The organism is Micromonospora sp. NPDC005252 (assembly GCF_042872475.1).
Lineage (GTDB): Bacteria > Actinomycetota > Actinomycetes > Mycobacteriales > Micromonosporaceae > Micromonospora.
On sequence record NZ_JBIAKN010000003.1, the window covers coordinates 248,164 to 264,498 of the forward strand.

17 protein-coding genes and 1 tRNA gene are annotated in these 16,335 nt (G+C 71.6%); 11 read left to right on the plus strand and 7 right to left on the minus strand.

Annotation, left to right across the window (positions count from 1 at the left end):
* The first annotated feature begins 82 nt into the window (after window positions 1-82).
* Window positions 83-664 carry a YceI family protein gene (locus ACFYPH_RS10705; protein WP_354854915.1) on the plus strand — a complete coding sequence of 194 codons (582 nt, stop codon included), beginning with the start codon at window positions 83-85 and terminating at the stop codon, window positions 662-664.
* A 285-nt stretch (window positions 665-949) separates the two neighbouring features.
* Window positions 950-2,428, plus strand: coding sequence for a glutamate--cysteine ligase (locus tag ACFYPH_RS10710; RefSeq protein WP_354854917.1), 1,479 nt, complete (start codon window positions 950-952; stop codon window positions 2,426-2,428).
* 31 nt (window positions 2,429-2,459) lie between these two features.
* On the opposite strand, the gene ACFYPH_RS10715 is transcribed toward ACFYPH_RS10710, so the two are convergent.
* A complete protein-coding gene (locus ACFYPH_RS10715) occupies window positions 2,460-3,929 on the minus strand; it encodes a hypothetical protein (protein ID WP_387180880.1) in 1,470 nt (489 codons plus the stop codon).
* Between the two features lie 122 nt (window positions 3,930-4,051).
* Here ACFYPH_RS10715 and ACFYPH_RS10720 point away from each other — a divergent pair, with 122 nt between their 5' ends.
* Together ACFYPH_RS10720 and ACFYPH_RS10725 are read left to right on the plus strand one after the other, a co-directional pair.
* On the plus strand, window positions 4,052-4,753 hold the full coding sequence (locus ACFYPH_RS10720; protein WP_355063284.1) for a PASTA domain-containing protein: 702 nt from the start codon (window positions 4,052-4,054) through the stop codon (window positions 4,751-4,753).
* Between the two features lie 165 nt (window positions 4,754-4,918).
* Entirely contained in the window at window positions 4,919-5,737 is an 819-nt protein-coding gene (locus tag ACFYPH_RS10725; protein ID WP_387180883.1) for a PASTA domain-containing protein, read from the plus strand.
* Window positions 5,738-5,744: 7 nt separating this feature from the next.
* Here the strand turns inward: ACFYPH_RS10725 and ACFYPH_RS10730 are convergent, their stop codons facing one another.
* Entirely contained in the window at window positions 5,745-6,185 is a 441-nt protein-coding gene (locus ACFYPH_RS10730; RefSeq protein ID WP_355063280.1) for a hypothetical protein, read from the minus strand.
* A 96-nt stretch (window positions 6,186-6,281) separates the two neighbouring features.
* Window positions 6,282-6,566, minus strand: a complete 285-nt coding sequence (locus ACFYPH_RS10735) for a hypothetical protein (RefSeq protein ID WP_354854927.1) — start codon at window positions 6,564-6,566, stop codon at window positions 6,282-6,284.
* 625 nt (window positions 6,567-7,191) lie between these two features.
* Between ACFYPH_RS10735 and ACFYPH_RS10740 the strand changes: the two genes are divergently transcribed.
* The 3 genes from ACFYPH_RS10740 (at window position 7,192) to ACFYPH_RS10750 (ending at window position 8,873) form a co-directional block, all read left to right on the plus strand.
* Window positions 7,192-8,067 carry a helix-turn-helix transcriptional regulator gene (locus ACFYPH_RS10740; protein WP_354854929.1) on the plus strand — a complete coding sequence of 292 codons (876 nt, stop codon included), beginning with the start codon at window positions 7,192-7,194 and terminating at the stop codon, window positions 8,065-8,067.
* On the plus strand, window positions 8,037-8,258 hold the full coding sequence (locus ACFYPH_RS10745; protein ID WP_007454112.1) for a DUF397 domain-containing protein: 222 nt from the start codon (window positions 8,037-8,039) through the stop codon (window positions 8,256-8,258). Before ACFYPH_RS10740 ends, ACFYPH_RS10745 begins: the two co-directional genes overlap by 31 nt.
* Before the next feature lie 213 nt (window positions 8,259-8,471).
* Window positions 8,472-8,873, plus strand: a complete 402-nt coding sequence (locus tag ACFYPH_RS10750) for a hypothetical protein (protein WP_363940550.1) — start codon at window positions 8,472-8,474, stop codon at window positions 8,871-8,873.
* Here the strand turns inward: ACFYPH_RS10750 and ACFYPH_RS10755 are convergent.
* On the minus strand, window positions 8,841-9,440 hold the full coding sequence (locus tag ACFYPH_RS10755) for a hypothetical protein (protein WP_387180889.1): 600 nt from the start codon (window positions 9,438-9,440) through the stop codon (window positions 8,841-8,843). The genes ACFYPH_RS10750 and ACFYPH_RS10755 overlap by 33 nt on opposite strands.
* Window positions 9,441-9,658: 218 nt before the next feature.
* Between ACFYPH_RS10755 and ACFYPH_RS10760 the strand changes: the two genes are divergently transcribed.
* Window positions 9,659-11,218 carry a S8 family serine peptidase gene (locus tag ACFYPH_RS10760; protein WP_355063278.1) on the plus strand — a complete coding sequence of 520 codons (1,560 nt, stop codon included), beginning with the start codon at window positions 9,659-9,661 and terminating at the stop codon, window positions 11,216-11,218.
* A 69-nt stretch (window positions 11,219-11,287) separates the two neighbouring features.
* On the opposite strand, the gene ACFYPH_RS10765 is transcribed toward ACFYPH_RS10760, so the two are convergent.
* The 3 genes from ACFYPH_RS10765 to ACFYPH_RS10775 all read right to left on the minus strand — a co-directional run bounded on the left by ACFYPH_RS10765 (window position 11,288) and on the right by ACFYPH_RS10775 (window position 13,357).
* A complete protein-coding gene (locus ACFYPH_RS10765; RefSeq protein WP_354854937.1) occupies window positions 11,288-12,094 on the minus strand; it encodes a WecB/TagA/CpsF family glycosyltransferase in 807 nt (268 codons plus the stop codon).
* Window positions 12,091-13,206, minus strand: a complete 1,116-nt coding sequence (locus ACFYPH_RS10770) for an NAD-dependent epimerase/dehydratase family protein (RefSeq protein WP_354854938.1) — start codon at window positions 13,204-13,206, stop codon at window positions 12,091-12,093. Before ACFYPH_RS10770 ends, ACFYPH_RS10765 begins: the two co-directional genes overlap by 4 nt.
* A 65-nt stretch (window positions 13,207-13,271) precedes the next feature.
* Window positions 13,272-13,357: transfer RNA gene (locus tag ACFYPH_RS10775), tRNA-Leu, on the minus strand.
* Window positions 13,358-13,564: 207 nt separating this feature from the next.
* On the opposite strand from ACFYPH_RS10775, the gene ACFYPH_RS10780 reads away from it, so the two are divergent.
* From ACFYPH_RS10780 to ACFYPH_RS10790, 3 genes are read left to right on the plus strand one after another with little or no spacing between them, the layout of a single operon-like run.
* Window positions 13,565-14,353: an FhaA domain-containing protein gene (locus tag ACFYPH_RS10780; RefSeq protein ID WP_387180894.1), complete on the plus strand. Its 789-nt coding sequence runs from the start codon at window positions 13,565-13,567 to the stop codon at window positions 14,351-14,353.
* A gap of 6 nt (window positions 14,354-14,359) precedes the next feature.
* Window positions 14,360-14,845: an FHA domain-containing protein gene (locus ACFYPH_RS10785; RefSeq protein WP_007454124.1), complete on the plus strand. Its 486-nt coding sequence runs from the start codon at window positions 14,360-14,362 to the stop codon at window positions 14,843-14,845.
* Window positions 14,842-16,308, plus strand: a complete 1,467-nt coding sequence (locus ACFYPH_RS10790; protein WP_354854941.1) for a protein phosphatase 2C domain-containing protein — start codon at window positions 14,842-14,844, stop codon at window positions 16,306-16,308. The genes ACFYPH_RS10785 and ACFYPH_RS10790 overlap by 4 nt, the downstream gene beginning before the upstream one ends.
* Window positions 16,309-16,335 lie beyond the last annotated feature (27 nt).

The following is a 16,335-nucleotide window of genomic DNA, read 5'->3' on the forward strand; positions in this document are numbered from 1 at the left end:
CCTTGACAGAGGGAATGTTGTTGCGGTTATATTTGCTCAAGCAGTCGTTGGGCTACTAAACAATCTTCTGGAGGACACCAGCATGACCAGCAGCATCGATGCGGTTACCCGCGACTGGGACGGCCTCACCATCCCGACGGCCGGCACCTACGTGCTGGACGCGGCGCACAAGCGGGTCGGCTTCGTCGCCCGGCACATGATGGTGAGCAAGGTCCGCGGTGAGTTCAAGGAGGCGACCGCCACCATCACCGTCGCCGAGGACCCGCTGCAGTCCTCGGTCGTCGCCACCATCCAGGGTGCCAGCATCGACACCACCCAGGGCGACCGGGACGCGCACCTGCGCAGCCCCGAGTTCCTGGACGTCGAGAAGTACCCGACCCTGGAGTTCCGCAGCACCGGCGTCAAGTCCCGCCGCGGCAACGAGTTCGTGCTCACCGGTGAGCTGACCATCAAGGACGTCACCCGTCCGGTGGAGCTGGAGGTCGAGTTCGAGGGCGTGGGTCGCAGCCCGTTCGGCCAGGACATCTTCGGCTTCTCCGCGAGCACCGAGATCGACCGCGAGGAGTTCGGCCTGACCTGGAACGTCACCCTGGAGACCGGTGGCGTGCTGGTCGGCAAGAAGATCAAGATCGAGATCGAGGGCGAGGCCGTCCGCCAGGCCTGATCCCACGGATCACCGGTACGCCGGGCCCGCGCCGCACGTCGGCGCGGGCCCGGCGTCGTCCGTACCGAGCGCGTGTGAATTGTCACGACTTGTTGGCACCGCCACGGGGTCCGGCGCGGCAGCGACGGGGTAGAGATGGCGCCACGAGCGCATCCGCTCCGGCCAGCGTCGGATCACCGTCGGCGGCCTCTGGCCCTGGCCAGGCGAGCGCTCTTAACGTGGATGGTTCACAATGCGCTTTCCGGGACGGCAGGATCCCGACCGCGCCGGTTGTCGGGAGGACACATGGGCAGGGACGTCTCGCAGGGCGCCTTCACCCGGGAGGACCGCGTCCGCTACCGGCAGAAGGTCCGGCGGTGTCTGGACGTCTTCGCCCTGATGCTCGACGACTTCGGGTTCGACGCCGACCGGCCGATGACCGGCCTGGAGATCGAGCTGAACCTGGTCGACTCGCGGGCCGAGCCGGCGATGCGCAACGAGGAGATCCTCGCCGACATCGCCGATCCGCTGTTCCAGACCGAGCTGGGGCAGTTCAACCTGGAGTTGAACGCCGAACCCCGACTGATCGAGGGCGCCGGTCTCGCCGACTACGAACACGACCTGCGCAGCAGCCTCACCCGGGCCGACGAGCGCGCGGCCAAGTCCGACGCGAAGATCGTCCTGGTCGGCATTCTGCCCACCCTCACCGAGGGTCACCTGGTCGAGGACAATCTCTCCACCAACGAGCGCTACCGGGTGCTCAACGACCAGATCGTCGGCGCCCGGGGCGAGGCCATCGAACTCGACATCCGTGGCGTCGAGCAGTTGCAGACGCACACCGACTCGATCGCCCCCGAGGCGGCCTGCACGAGTCTCCAGTTCCACATCCAGGTCGCGCCGGACAGCTTCGCCGACTACTGGAACGCGTCCCAGGCCATCGCCGGTGTGCAGGTGGCGGTCGGAGCGAACTCGCCCTTCCTGTACGGCCGCCAACTCTGGGCCGAAACCCGTATCGCCCTGTTCAAGCAGGCCACCGACACCCGCCCGGAAGAACTCAAAGCTCAGGGCGTACGCCCCCGGGTCTGGTTCGGTGAGCGGTGGATCACCTCGATCTTCGACCTGTTCGAGGAGAACGTGCGGTACTTCCCGCCGCTGCTGCCGATCTGCGAGGACGAGGACCCGGTGGAGGTGCTGCACGCCGGCGGAGTGCCCCAACTGGGCGAGCTGCGGCTGCACAACGGCACCGTCTACCGCTGGAACCGCCCGGTCTACGACATCATGAACGGCCGCCCGCACCTGCGGGTGGAAAATCGCGTGTTGCCCGCCGGTCCGACGGTGGTGGACATGCTGGCCAACGCGGCCTTCTACTTCGGGCTGGTCCGTGGCCTGGCCGAGGCGGACCGGCCGATCTGGAGTCAGCTCACCTTCAGCTCGGCCGAGGAGAACTTCCACGCGGCGGCCCGACGTGGTCTGGACGCCGTGCTGCACTGGCCCCGGTTCGGTGACGTACCGGTCACCAAGCTGGTGCTGGAGCAGTTGCTGCCCGTCGCCGCGACCGGCCTGGACGGGTTCGGCGTCGACCCGGCGCAGCGGGACCGGCTGCTCGGCATCATCGAGCAACGCTGTCGTACCGGCCGCAACGGCGCCGTCTGGCAGACCGAGGCGGTCTGGGCGGCGGAGCGCCACCGGGGCATGGACCGCAGCGCCGCCCTGCACCACATGGTGCAGCGCTACGCGGAACTCCAGCGCTCCAACGAACCGGTCCACACCTGGCCCGTCGACTGAGCGCAACCCGCCGGCGGGGTCGGACCGGGAGTCAGTCGGTGGGGCGGGTGCTCCTCCGGGGCGGACGGGCACGCCGGGGTGCCGGGTCCTCGGTCGGCCCGGTGGTGGCGGGTTCGGCCAGATCCGTGTCGTCCGGGGACGGCCGAGGCGTCGGTACCCGGGGTGCGGCGTTCGCGTCGCCCGACCGGGCCTCCGACCTGGTCACCGGCGACGTGGTCCTGCCGCGCCGAGGCGCCGTACCGGTCGAGGTGTCCGTCGCCGGCCCGTCGCCGTCCGGCCCAGCGCCGGTCGCCCGGCCACCGGGAGTCGGTACGGTCGCGCCGGCCGAGGTGCTGCCGATCCGAGCGCCCGGGCGGGTGGTCGGATCGGGCTCCATCGGGGCGGTCGGTGCGGGCTGCGTGCCGGCGGCGGCTGACCGTCGGTGGGCAACGCGCCTGCGGCCGGCCCGCTCGGCGAGGACGGCGGCCAGCACCGAGCCGCCGACACCGGCGATCACCGCGTACGGGGCGATGAGCTGGGTGGAGAACTGTGCGGGCCCCAGCGTGACCCAGCGCGGCACCGTGGTCAGGTAGGCGAGCGCGACGAGCAGCGGACCGGCCGCGCCGGAGGCCGCCGCGCCGATCCGGTGCCCGTCCGACCGCGCGGCGCCCCGAGCGGCGAGCGCACCGATCAGGAGCGCGGGTACGAGCGCCAGCAGCGCGCCGGGCCAGTAGAGCTGGCCCCCGATCCAGTACCGCGCGTGGTCCGGGTCGAGCTGCCAGGTGCCGAGCTGAGCGCCGGTGAGCCCGCGCCCGACGCGTACCCCGTCGATGACCGAGACCACCGCGAGCAGCCAGAGCCAGGCGGCCGTCGCGGTGACGTTCAGCGCGGCGGTGCGGGAGCGCAGCGCCCAGAGCGCGACGAACACGCCGATCAGAATGCCCAGCACCGCGTGCAGGGCGGCGACCCGTTGCGGCGTGCCGCTGTCGGCACCCGCGGCGACCCGGGCCGGTACGGCGACCAGCAGCACGGTGACCAGTCCACCGAGCCCGGCGCCGAGCGCCAGCGACAGCCTGCGGAACAGGCCGCCGGGCTCGTCGGGCGGCGTGTCGGCCACCGGTGCCGATCGATCGACCGCCGAGGTCGGCCGGGCCCGCGCCGCCTCGGCGCCCTCGACCCGGGCCGGCGTTCCCTCTTCGAGCGCCGCCGGCTGCGGCAGAGCCGTCTCGGTCGCCGGGGCGGGTGCCGTCGGCTCGGCGCCGGTGGCCGGCTGGTCAACCGCTGGGGGTACGGCACGCTGGTGCAGTCGCTGCGCGCAGACCGCGCCGAGCACTGTCGAGCTGGCGGCGAGCCAGCTGGCCCAGGCGAGGCCATCCGCCCAGGCCGTGTCGTTGGCCCCGGCGTCGGTGGGCGTCCAGGTGATGACGCCGAGCCCGTAGCCGAAGCCGAGCTGCGCGGCGCCCGCGCCGGCAGCGACCCCGATCGCCGTCACGATCGATACTCCCCAGCCCCGTCTGGCCATGCCGGGCAGCGTAACGTCCCGTCGTCGGTGCGGCGAGTCGTGGTGACCCGCCGGTATGGACCGTCGGCACAACGTGATGGGCGGCTAACGGTACGGTCGCCGGTGATGAGGCGGTGGGCGGTATGACGGACGCGAACACGGGTCGGCAGGATTCCGCCGGCGGCCAGGCCGGCGGCGGTGGAAGCCGGGCCAGCGTGCTGCTCGGTGGCGGGCTGGTCGCGGTGCTGCTGGCCGTGGTCGGTGCGACAGGTGGCTGGCTGCTGGCCGGCGACGATGGCGAATCTCCGGCGAACCCGCAGGCGGTGGCCACCACGGCCGGTACGCCGACCGGCCGGGCCACCTCGTCCCGGCCGACCACCGGCCGGACCACGCCGTCCGCCCCACGGACGACCGCCTCCACGACGAAGGGGACCGGGCTGACCGTGCCACCCGTGGTCGGCGCCGACTTCGTGCAGGCCCGCGAGATGCTGCGTAAGCAGCGGTTGGGCTGGCGTCTGGTCTTCGGCGGCGGCACCGGCCGCACGGTGGAGAGCGCCTCGCCGGCCGTGGGCACCGAGGTGGCCCGGGGCACCACTGTCCAGCTCCAGGTGGCCGGTCCGGCCCCCGCCGCCGAGGTGCCGGACGTGGTCGGCGACGACTGCGCCGAGGCCGCCGATGAGCTGGTCGAGGAGGGGCTCTACCCGCGTTACCGCAGTGGGCGCAGCGGGAAGGTCAGCCGGCAGGAGCCGGCCGAGGACGGCCCGGCCCGCTGGAACGACGAGGTGAGCATCTGGTGCGGGGCGGCGCCCCCGCCGAGCCAGCCGACCGTGAAGCCCACCCTCTGACCCGCACCGCTTTGCGGCGTCGACCCACCCGGCCTGGCCCGTCGGACACCAGCTGACCCGACTGCGGCACGCGGCTCGCGGCACCGATACCGGCCGATGTCGACGTGGGCGGTTAGGTTGACGGTCGAGGGCCACGGCGCCCGCCGGTTCGGGAAAGGACGTGCGATGAGCGACGACCGCCAGGAGCCGCCCGCCGGGGAGCCCGAGGACGACCGTACGCGCCCCCTGCCGCCCCCCGGCGGCAACCGGCCGCAGCCGCCGGACCGCACCGCGTCGCCGGACGAGACGATGCCGATCGACCGGGCTGTTTCGGTTGGTCGTGGTGGGTCGCCGGACGAGACGATGCCGATCGACCGGGCCGCCGCGGAGCCGTCGGGTGACCGGACGGCGCGGATGCCGGTGGAGCGGTCGACGCCGCCGCCGTGGTCCGGGCGGGCCGAGGTGCGCGCGCCCCGACCGGCCGAACCGACTGCGGACTGGTACGTCGAGGAGCAGGGTGGCCGGCGTTGGTGGCTGCCGATCCTCTGGGGCGTACTCGCTCTGCTGCTCGCCGGGCTGCTCGGGGCGGCTCTGTGGGTGGTGCTCAACGCCCGGGACGACGACCCCGACAACCCGGCGACGCCGTCTGTCCCGCCGGCCAGTGCCAGCGCCCCGCCGAGCAGCAGCGCCCCGACCTCGGCGGCGCCCAGCAGCGCGACGCCGAGCAGCCCGGCGGCGACCACCGAGGAAGCGCGGCTACCGGTGCCACCGCTGGCCGGCCTGCCGCAGGCCACCGCCGAGAGGCTGCTGGACCGGCTCGGCCTGAGCTATCGAGTGGTGTACCGCCCGTCCGAGCTGCCGCCGGGGACGGTGGTCAGCACCGATCCGGAGGCCGGCGCGACGGTGCGGACCGACGAGGAGGTGCTGCTGGTGATCTCCCAGGCGCGGCCCTCGACCGCAACCAGCCCGACCAGCCCGAGCCCGACGGTGACGACCACGCCGTGACCGATGTTCACCACATCCGGCGGCGGGTGCCGACGAGGCCGAGGCCGGCGAGCGAGATGGTGAGGCCGAAGATCCCGGACCAGAACAGCGAGCGGCGGACGTCCGTGGCGGTGTGCCCCGCCGGTGCGGCGTCGCTGAGTTCCTGCGGTCCGTCGGACTGACCGCCGGCGCCGGCCCCGGCGGCCGGGCCGGCCGGGTCGGACGCTCCGACGCGTCCGTCGGGGGCATCGGCGCTGATCCAGCCGGGTTCGTCGGCGGGCGGGTCGGCGTCGACCACGGTGATCTCCGGAGCCGGCACCGGAACGGCCAGCCGGGTGGACGACAACGCCGGGTCGCGGACCAGGACCACGATGGTGGTCACGGCGCCGAGGAGAGCGAGCAGTCCGAGAGCGTAGGTGATACGGGAGCGGTGGTGCCGCCGCACGGCGGGCTGATTGACCATGACCATCCCAGGCTCAGGGTCCTGGACGTGCGGTGGAACATGCCGGGGTGGGCGTACCGATTCTATGGCGACGGCACGCCTACCCGCGGCGGTTCGCGCTGGTCAGCCGACTCTGACCGGCGTACGGGCGACCGGTCGTCGGGTCCGTACGGTGTGCGGGCGGGGCTCCGGCGCGGCCTGCACCTGTCGCAGCCCTTCCCGCTGTACGAAGATCGACCGTCGGTTGACGGCATCGCCGGCGGCGTTGAGCTCGTAGCCGTCGAGCCAGAGCCAACCGTCGTAGGTCGGCCAGTCGAGCACCCGGATCACCCGGAACATGATCGGCCTGAGGAACTGGACACTCGCCGCGCGAGTCACGTGCAGAACGTCACCGGAGCGGGGAAGCACATGGGCTCCTGGGGAGGGAGAGCCGGCGTCGTGCCGGCGGGTGACTGGTCTGGGATGTCTCGGCCCGGTGACGGGATCGCGCCTCGTGGACCGGTTGGTGCGTGATGGTGGTCGGGCCGTACCCGCTGGTGGCGTGCCGCCACCCGACCATCACCTGACTGCTTCCGGGAACCGCGCCCACCGCCGCAGTCAGCTGGCTTGCAGCGGTGGGGTCATCACCCCGGCGCAGGTCTGAGTGGCGCCGGCCGGGCCCGCGCCCCGCCCGGCCATCCGGGGTCGGTGGGGTCACCACACCCGGAGAGCAGACGGAGACGCTGAGTGATCCGTGCCATACGGACAGACTGCATCAGCGACGTGCTTCATGCAAGTTGCACGTCGACTTTTGCCGATACGTGAGTCCGCCACGCAAAGCGGCGCTTGAAGCCATCCGCGTACGGACGGCACACTGAGGGCCGGTTTCGCCCGTCGCGGCCGGCCGATGACCGGCACCACCCCTCGTCGCGAACGCTCGCCGGTCGACGGTCGCGCCCCCGGTGAGCGGCAGCCAGTGGCGCGTCGACCGGAGGTAGCCCGAGAGTGGGGTCGAGCAACCAGCGGCGAGGACCAGAGACTCCGAGGCCGCGCAATGAGTGAGCGGCGCAGCCCGACGATCCGACGGCGGCGGCTCGGCGCCGAGCTGCGCCGGCAGCGGGAGTCGGCCGGGATCACCATCGAGGTTGTCGCCGAGCAGTTGGAGTGCTCGGCGTCCAAGATCTCCCGGATCGAGACGGGGCACACCACGGCCACCCCGCGCGACGTGCGGGACATGCTGAGGATCTACGGCGTCGTGGGTGCCGAGAGCGACGAACTCGTCCAGATCGCCCGGGAGGCGCGGCAGAAGGGCTGGTGGCACCCGTACAGCACGGTGCTGGTCGGGGCGTACGTCGGGCTGGAGGCGGCGGCGAGTTCGATCCGGGCGTACGAACAGCAGGTCGTTCCGGGCCTGTTGGAGACCGAGGAGTACGCCGGGGCGATGATCCGAGCCGCCCGTCCGGACTTCACCGCCGATCAGGTACACCAGAGGGTGCGTGTCCGTCTGGGCCGTCAGTCGTTGTTGACCCAGGACGATCCGGTCGATCTGTGGGTGGTGCTCGATGAGGCGGTGGTAAGTCGGCCGGTGGGCGGGGACGAGGTGATGCGCGGCCAACTCAGGCGGTTGGTCGAGGTGGCCGAGTTGCCGAACGTGACGCTCCAGATCCTCCCCTTCGAGGTGGGTGCGCACGCCGGCATGGACGGGACCTTCACGATCCTCAGTTTTCCCGAGCCCGGTGATCCGGATGTCGTGTACGCGGAGAACGCCACGGGTGGGCTTTTCCTTGAGAAGAGCGACGAACTGCAGAAGTACAGCTTCATCTTCGATCACATCCGCGCTGCGGCCATTCGTCCAGAGGAGTCCATCGCACACATCGCAAAACTGGCAGAGGAGCCGAGATGGCGACCAAGGGGTTCCCCGTGGACCTGACGCAGGCGACGTGGTTCAAGAGCTCGAAGAGCGGGCCGAACTGCGACAACTGTGTGGAGGTGGCGTACGTGACCGGGGCGGTCGGAGTGCGGGACTCGAAGGACAAGGCCGGCCCGGCCCTGGTCTTCGCTCCCGGCGACTGGCACGCCTTCGTCGCCGGCACCAGGGATGGTGTGTTGGGCTCGGTCTGACCGAGTGAGCAGTCGAGGTCCCCGTCCGGTCCCGACCGGGCGGGGACCCTCCGCGTCCCGGAGCGCAGCCGACCCGCAGCGAACGGCCGGGCCCGGCGAGGTTCCGCCGGGATTCCCGTCGCCACAGCGGGTCCGCCTCGTTGAACCGGTCGGTACGGCGCTGGTCGACGACCCGCCGCACCGACCCGCACCCGAGCGAGGCAGGCGAGACGGATGACGACGATCGGTTCAGAGAACCTCACCAACGGTCCGGGCAAGCCGGAGCGGTTCGGTGGCAAGTACCGCGGGGCGCGTCGGGACACCGTACTGACCGAGGTGGTCTCGACCGACCAGGAGCTGGACGGGCGGGAGGCGACGGCTCAGGAGGCGGCCGACGCGCCGCTCTCGCTGCCGTCGCTGGACCCGAATCCGCTGGTCGAGCCGTCGTTCCCGCCGACCGGCTGGCCGATGGAGCCGACCGGTTCGCTGGCCGACCACCCGCTGCTGCGCGGCCTGCTGCTGGAATTGCCGCCGAAGGGCAGCATCCCGCCGCCGGGCTGGCTGGACCGCTGGTTCGAGGCGACCCGGGCGATCCTCGAGCTGCTATACGTGCAGGGGTCCGGCCGCTCGCGCTGACCGGGGCGCGGCGGGCTGAGCCCGCTCGGCGAGCCGGCTGTGCCGCAGCGCGTGCCGGACGCCGATCGCGGCCACCGCGAGTGCGCCGACGGTGATCGCCGGCCCGGTGACCCCGGGCTCGGCGCCGAGGTCCGCGCCGGCCGCCGCGATCACCGCCGGCACCGTCGCCAGGGCGGTCACCTGCAACGGCAACCCGATGAGCGGGTGCGCCGCGGCGGCGCGCAGCCCGTGCGGGGCGGGTGTCCCGGGTGCGGTGTCGAACGCGCCGGCCCCGGCCCGCAGGCGGCGGATCCGTCGTACGGAGCAGACGGCCACCACGAGCGCCGGGCCGGTGGCGAGGGTGAGCCCGACGGCGGCCCGGTCGACCGGCGCGGTGCCGGCGCTGAGCAGCCCGCCGATGGACACGGCCGCGACCAGCGCCACGCCCGCCAGCGCGAGCGCCAGCAACCATCCGGTACGCCGACGCAGCGCACGCGCGTCGCGCAGCCGGGGCAGTCGGTCGGCCAGGACCCCGGCGGCCAGCCAGACGGCGGCGACCGGCAACACGATGGTCAGCTGACTCTCCATGTCGGAGACTCTTCCCCGTCCGGGAGCGCGGCGAATCCGGGCCGGACCCCCGTTGGCCCCGGAAGCCGGGCCCGTAGGGGACATCCCATCGACGTGATGGACGTTTCGACATGTTTATCTGCCCGGCCTCATCGATCTACTCTCGGCTCGATCGGCAAGTGTCGATCGATGTGGTACCGGTGGTCGCGTTTCGCCGCCGGTCGGAGGGAGGTAGGGAGATGGGTCTTCCACGCAGGTCCGTACTGGTCGGGGTGACCGCCGCGACCGTACTGGCCGTCGGCACCCCGGCCCTGGCCGCCGAGCCCGTCGGCGTCGTCCGGGAGGCCGGTGGAGCCACCGCCGTGCCGGACAGCTACATCGTCGTCCTCAAGGACACCGCCGTGACCTCCAGCCGGGTCGGTGACACCGCGCAGCGGCTGACCGGCCGGCACGGCGGAAGGGTCGCCCGCACCTACGGCACGGCGCTGCGTGGCTTCGAGGTCACCGTCAGCGCGGGCGCGGCGGCACGGATCGCCGCCGACCCGGCCGTCGCGTACGTCGAGCAGAACCACACGGTGTCGATCTCCGGAACGCAGGCCAACCCGCCCTCCTGGGGCCTGGACCGCATCGACCAGCGCAACCTGCCGCTGGACAGCTCCTACACCTACCCGAACACGGCGAGCAACGTGCACGCCTACATCATCGACACCGGCATCCGCTTCACCCACAACGACTTCGGCGGCCGGGCCACCTCCGGCTACGACGCCGTGGACGGCGGGTCGGCCGACGACTGCAACGGGCACGGCACGCACGTCGCCGGCACCGTCGGCGGATCCTCGTACGGGGTGGCCAAGGGCGTCCAGCTGGTCGGCGTACGGGTGCTGAACTGCTCCGGCAGTGGCACCAACGCCGGTGTGATCGCCGGTGTCGACTGGGTCACCCAGAACGCGATCAAGCCGGCGGTGGCGAACATGAGCCTCGGCGGCGGCGCGAACAGCTCGCTGGACACCGCCGTCCGCAACTCGATCGCGTCCGGTGTCACGTACGGCCTCGCCGCCGGAAACGACAACGGCGCGAACGCCTGCAACACCTCGCCGGGGCGTACCGCGGAGGCGATCACGGTCGGCTCGACGACCAGCTCGGACGCCCGGTCGTCGTTCTCCAACATCGGCACCTGCCTGGACATCTTCGCGCCGGGATCCTCGATCACCTCGGCCTGGTACACGAGCAACACCGCGACCAACACGATCAGCGGCACCTCGATGGCCACACCCCACGTGGTCGGCGCGGCGGCGCTGGTAGCCAGCGCCAACCCGGGCTGGACCCCGGCGCAGGTCCGCAACCAACTGGTGGCCAACGCGACCCCCAATGTGGTGACCAACGCCGGCTCGGGCTCCCCGAACCTGTTGCTCTACGTGGGTAGCGGCGGCACCACCCCGCCGCCGCCCACCGGCTGCACCGGCACCAACGGCACCGACGTGTCGATCCCGGACGCCGGCGCGGCGGTGACCAGCTCGATCACGATCGCCGGCTGTGGGCGCAACGCCTCGTCGGCCTCCACCGTGGCGGTGGACATCGTGCACACGTACCGCGGTGATCTGGTCATCGACCTGCTCGCACCGGACGGCAGCGCGTACCGGCTGAAGAACAGCAGCACCTCGGACAGCGCCGACAACGTGAACACCACGTACACGGCCAACGTGTCCGGTGAGGCCGCCGACGGCACCTGGCGACTTCAGGTGCGCGACACCTACTCGGCCGACACCGGCTACATCAACAGCTGGACCCTGACCGTCTGACCTGTTCCCCAGGGACGAGGCCCCATCCGGACGATCCCGGTGGGGCCTCGTGTCGTACCCGATCGGGGGTCAGACCGCGAAGGTGGCCGGCCGCTCGGTGGCCGGGGCCGGCGGGCGGGCCTTCCACAGACCGGTCTTCTGACCGGCGAGCCGGGTCAGGTAGGCGGGGTTGAGGATCACGTAGCGGCGCCAGAGCCGTTTCGGCTCCAGACCGAGCCGCCAGAACCACTCCAGGCCGGCGCGCTGCATCCACGGCGGGGGCTGGCGCAGCAGCCCGGCGTGGTAGTCGAAGGCCGCGCCGACCGCCATCAGCGGCATGTCGAGCAGCGGGCGCATGGCGTACGTGAAGACCTCCTGGCGCGGGCAGCCGAGCCCGACCAGGACGAGCCGGGCGCCGCTGGACCGGATCCGGTCGGCGATCTCGGCGTCCTCGCCCGGCTGGACCGCGCGGAACTTCGACGGCTCCACACCGGCGATCTTCAGCGCGGGGAACATCCGCTCCAGCGCCGGGATCAGCTTGGCCAACGTCTCCTCGGTCGAGCCGTACAGGTAGACCGGCAGCCCCTCGTCGGCGAAGCGGGAGAGCACGTGCAGGGTCAGCGTCGGCCCGTAGACGCGGTCGGTGAGCCCGGCGTGGTGCAGCAGGTTGAGCGCCCAGCGCACCGGCTGTCCGTCCGGGGTGACCACGTCGAAGGAGTTGAGCCGGGCATTGTGCGCGGGATCCAGCACACCGGTCATCACGCCGTGCACGGCCAACGCGGTAAGCGCGAGTGGCCGCCGCTCGTGCGCCGCGGTCACCACGGCGTCGGTCGCCGTGGCGTAGTCGGTGGCGTCGACGAGGACGCCGAGCACGTTGCGCTTGGTCTTGGCCGTCATGACTGTGGCACCCACTTGTCCACGTTGGCCTCGTAGATCTCCCGCAGGATCATCGGCACGTCGTACGTGATCTTCCACTCCGGGTACTGCTCCTCGAACCGGGCCATGCTGCTCACGTACCACTGGTGGTCGCCGGTGCGGGCCTGCTCGACGTAGTTGATCTGCGCCTCTCGGCCGGTGATCTCCTGGGCGATCGCGAACGCCTCGATGTGCGAGGTGTTCGAGTGCCGGCCGCCGCCGAGGTTGTAGACCTCCGCGGAGCGGGGCGACCGGAAGAATGCCTCGAACGCGGTCAGCACGTCGTGGGAGTGGATCGCGTCGCGGACCATCTTGCCCTTGTAGCCGAACAGGTTGTACGTCCGGCCCTCCATCACGCAGCGCATCAGGTAGGCCAGGAACCCGTGCAGCTCGGCGGCCGAGTGGGCCGGGCCGGTCAGGGTGCCGCCCCGGAAGCAGGCGGTCTTCATGTCGAAGTAGCGGCCGTACTCCTGCACCATCACGTCCGCGGCGACCTTGGAGGCGCCGAAGACCGAGTGCAGCGAGTGGTCGATCGACATCTCCTCGGTGATGCCCTGGTACCAGCGGTGGTCCTCGGGCAGCTCGTACCGGGTCTCCAGCTCGATCAGCGGCAGGCTGTTGGGCCGGTCGCCGTAGACCTTGTTGGTCGAGCAGTGGATGAACGGCGCGTCGATCGCGTGGCGGCGGGTGTTCTCCAGGATGTTGAGCGTGCCGCCGGCGTTCACGTCGAAGTCCGTGTACGGCTCCTTGGCCGCCCAGTCGTGGCTCGGCTGCGCCGCGCTGTGGATCACCACGGCGATGTTCGAGCCGTACTTCTTGAACACCTGCTCCAGACCGTCGCGGTCCCGGATGTCCACCGCGAAGTGGGTGTAGGAGTTACCCAGGTCACGGCCGAGCCGTTCCAGGCTCCACGAGGTGGAGCCGTCCGCACCGAAGAAGTACCGACGCATGTCGTTGTCGATGCCGACGACGTCCAGACCGAGGCCGGCGAAGTGCCGGACCGCCTCGGAGCCGATCAGACCGCCCGACCCGGTCACCAACGCGACACTCACACGCCACTCCTGGTCCATCGGAGGCAGAAACCATCGGAGCATAGCGTGACGCCCGGCACGCCCCGATATGACGGAAGGGCCCCGCATTCCGCGGAGCCCTCGTCTTGTGGTGGGGATGGGGGGAGTTGAACCCCCACGCCCTTTCGGGCACACGGACCTGAACCGTGCGCGTCTGCCATTCCGCCACATCCCCGTGGCACGACCCGGGACACTGTAGCCGCCCCGGACCCGCTGTCTCCAACAGGCCCCGGGAATACTACGCTGTCCCAGACGCTCGCCACGAGCGGTTACCGTTCGTGGCGGACGAAAGATTAGCACGGCAGTCCCGGTCCTTCCGAACGGGCCGGGAGCAGCCGGCCGAGCGGCGTGTGAGCTGCGCGCGCGCCGGCCGGATACCATCATGTCCTCGGGACCCGAGGAGGAGCCGGTGAGCGTGCTGCAACGCTTCGAGAAGCGTCTGGAAAGCCTGGTCGAGGGGGCCTTCGCCAAGGTCTTCAAAGGGGTGGTCCACCCCGTGGAGATCCTCAACGCCATGCAGCGGGAGGCCGAGGCGCACAAGGCGATCCTGGCCGGTGGGCGCACGTTGGTGCCCAACCGCTACGTGATCGATCTCTCGCCGTTCGACCACAGTCGTCTGGCGCCGTACGCCGCCGCGCTGGCCCAGGAGCTGGCCCAGTCGCAGGCGGAGTTCATCGGCGAGCAGGCCTGGACGGTCTACGGCGACGTGATCGTCGAGATCGAGCGGGGCGAGGGCCTGGACACGGGAATGTTCCGGGTCACCGCCGAGGTCTACACCGGCGGCGAGGTCGCCCCCGTGTCGGCACCCGGCTACGACGCCGGCCCGCCCGCCTACCCCGCGTACGACCAGGGTGGCGGCTACGGCCCGCCGCCCGGGCACGGTGGCGGCCGCAACGTGCGGCTGGTCTCCGGTGACGGACGCACCTACCCGCTCCAGATGGGGTCGACGGTGATCGGTCGCGGCGACCAGGCGAACCTGCGCCTGCCCGACGTCGGCATCTCCCGGCGACACGCCCGGCTGGATTTCGATGGCGGCCAGGTTGTGCTGACCGATCTGGGCTCCACCAACGGCACCATGGTCAACGGGCAGCGGGTCTCCGCCGTCGCCCTCAACCCGGGTGACATGGTCCAGCTCGGCACCACGACGCTGACCTTCCGCGTGGACGGCTGAGCCGCCTTGCCGGCACTGGTCATCACCGTTGCCCGGTTCGGGTTCCTGATCCTGCTGTGGATCTTCGTGTTCACGGTGGTCGGCGTGATCCGTCGGGATCTCTTCGCGGGGGCACGGTCCGGTCGCCTGGTGGCGGCACCACGCGCGGTTGGCGCCTCGACGGGGCAGGCGGCCAAACCGGCGAAGGTGAAGCGGGGCAGGGCGGCCCACCAGTTGGTGGTCACCGCAGGTCAGCTGGCCGGCACCCGCATCACCCTCGGTGAAGCGCAGATCACCATCGGTCGGGCCGAGGACTCCACCCTGGTCATCACCGACGACTACGCCTCCGCGCGGCACGCGAGACTCGTGCCGCGCGAGGGCCAGTGGTTCGTCGAGGACCTCGGCTCGACTAACGGCACGTACCTAGATCGCGCTAAGGTCACCGGACCAACCCCCGTACCCCTCGGCGTGCCGATCCGGATCGGCCGCACTTCCCTCGAATTACGGCCATGACTCTGACCCTGCGCTATGCGGCCCACAGCGACCGCGGTCTGATCCGTGACGGCAATCAAGACTCCGTCTACGCCGGGCCGCGGCTACTCGCCGTTGCCGACGGCATGGGCGGCATGGCCGCCGGTGACGTCGCCAGCAACATCGTCATCGGTGCCATGGCGCCGCTCGACGAGGACGTCCCAGGGGACGCTCTCGTCGACGCGTTGCGTTCGGCCGTGGGCACCGCCAACCAACAGCTCCGCGACACGGTGGACGCCAACCCGCAGTTGGAGGGGATGGGCACCACGCTGACGGCGACCCTCTTCTCCGGCAGCAAGCTGGGGATGGTCCACATCGGCGACTCGCGGGCCTATCTGCTGCGCAATGGTGAGTTCTCGCAGATCACCAAGGACGACACGTACGTCCAGATGCTCGTCGACGAGGGCCGGATCAGCGCCGAGGAGGCGAGCAGTCACCCGCAGCGGTCGCTGCTGACCCGAGCTCTCGACGGCCGGGACATCGACCCGGAGTACTCGGTGCGCCAGGTGCTGCCCGGCGACCGGTACCTCATCTGCAGCGACGGCCTCTCCGGCGTGGTGAGCGCCGAGACCATCGGCGAGACCCTGCGGGAGTACACCGACCCGCAGCAGTGCGTCGAGCGGCTGGTGCAGCTCGCGCTGCGCGGCGGCGGTCCGGACAACATCACGGTGATCATCGCCGACGCCACCGACCACGACATCGTCGAGGCCACCCCGATCGTCGGCGGCGCCGCCGCCCGGGACCGGGGCATGGCCACCTCCGCCGACGACTCGACCCCGGCCGCCCGGGCCTCGGCGCTCTCCGCGCCGCGCCCCGCGGCGCCCGAGGAGCCCAACGCGTCGGACGACGAGCCGGAGCGGCCGAAGCGCCGGCCGGTACGGACCGCCGCGATGGCGCTGGCCCTGCTGGTGATCGTCGGTGGTGCGGCCTTCGCCGGCTGGACGTACACCCAGCGGCAGTACTACGTGGGCGCCACCGAGGAGGGGCAGGTCGCCGTCTTCCGTGGCATCCAGGGGCAGATCGCCGGGATGGACCTGTCCACCGTGCACCGCACCAGCGGTACCCGGTTGGACGACCTCACGGTCGCCGCTCAGGACACGGTCAAGGTGGGCATCCGGGCCAAGAACGAGCCGGACGCCGAGCGCCAGCTCGCCGAGCTGACCAGCGACACCCCGACCAACCCCAACCTGAAGCCGATCTGCCCGCCCGACCCGGGCGCGGCGACCGGCACTCCGACGCCCGCCCCGTCCCCGACCCCGCCCGCGACGTCCCCGACGCCGAACACCAGCCCAAGCTCCGGCGCGGCGGTGAACGGGGTCGTCAGCGCGAGCCCGACCAACGCGGCCACCGCCGCCGGGACCGATCCGACCACCACACCCGACGCCACGCCCTCCGACTCGGCCACGCCGGCGCTCGACCCGGCCGGCTGCCGGTCTCCCGAGTGAGCGTCGGCTGAGATCCCAAGGACTCCA

What these genes read in the sequence shown, in the direction of transcription:
- ACFYPH_RS10705 (WP_354854915.1), top strand. Translation starts at nt 83, where the DNA reads ATGACCAGCAGCATCGATGCGGTTACCCGCGACTGGGACGGCCTCACC.
- ACFYPH_RS10710 (WP_354854917.1), top strand. Translation starts at nt 950, where the DNA reads ATGGGCAGGGACGTCTCGCAGGGCGCCTTCACCCGGGAGGACCGCGTC.
- ACFYPH_RS10715 (WP_387180880.1), bottom strand. Translation starts at nt 3,929, where the DNA reads ATGGCCAGACGGGGCTGGGGAGTATCGATCGTGACGGCGATCGGGGTC.
- ACFYPH_RS10720 (WP_355063284.1), top strand. Translation starts at nt 4,052, where the DNA reads ATGACGGACGCGAACACGGGTCGGCAGGATTCCGCCGGCGGCCAGGCC.
- ACFYPH_RS10725 (WP_387180883.1), top strand. Translation starts at nt 4,919, where the DNA reads ATGAGCGACGACCGCCAGGAGCCGCCCGCCGGGGAGCCCGAGGACGAC.
- ACFYPH_RS10730 (WP_355063280.1), bottom strand. Translation starts at nt 6,185, where the DNA reads ATGGTCATGGTCAATCAGCCCGCCGTGCGGCGGCACCACCGCTCCCGT.
- ACFYPH_RS10740 (WP_354854929.1), top strand. Translation starts at nt 7,192, where the DNA reads ATGAGTGAGCGGCGCAGCCCGACGATCCGACGGCGGCGGCTCGGCGCC.
- ACFYPH_RS10745 (WP_007454112.1), top strand. Translation starts at nt 8,037, where the DNA reads ATGGCGACCAAGGGGTTCCCCGTGGACCTGACGCAGGCGACGTGGTTC.
- ACFYPH_RS10750 (WP_363940550.1), top strand. Translation starts at nt 8,472, where the DNA reads ATGACGACGATCGGTTCAGAGAACCTCACCAACGGTCCGGGCAAGCCG.
- ACFYPH_RS10755 (WP_387180889.1), bottom strand. Translation starts at nt 9,440, where the DNA reads ATGGAGAGTCAGCTGACCATCGTGTTGCCGGTCGCCGCCGTCTGGCTG.
- ACFYPH_RS10760 (WP_355063278.1), top strand. Translation starts at nt 9,659, where the DNA reads ATGGGTCTTCCACGCAGGTCCGTACTGGTCGGGGTGACCGCCGCGACC.
- ACFYPH_RS10765 (WP_354854937.1), bottom strand. Translation starts at nt 12,094, where the DNA reads ATGACGGCCAAGACCAAGCGCAACGTGCTCGGCGTCCTCGTCGACGCC.
- ACFYPH_RS10770 (WP_354854938.1), bottom strand. Translation starts at nt 13,206, where the DNA reads ATGCTCCGATGGTTTCTGCCTCCGATGGACCAGGAGTGGCGTGTGAGT.
- ACFYPH_RS10780 (WP_387180894.1), top strand. Translation starts at nt 13,565, where the DNA reads ATGTCCTCGGGACCCGAGGAGGAGCCGGTGAGCGTGCTGCAACGCTTC.
- ACFYPH_RS10790 (WP_354854941.1), top strand. Translation starts at nt 14,842, where the DNA reads ATGACTCTGACCCTGCGCTATGCGGCCCACAGCGACCGCGGTCTGATC.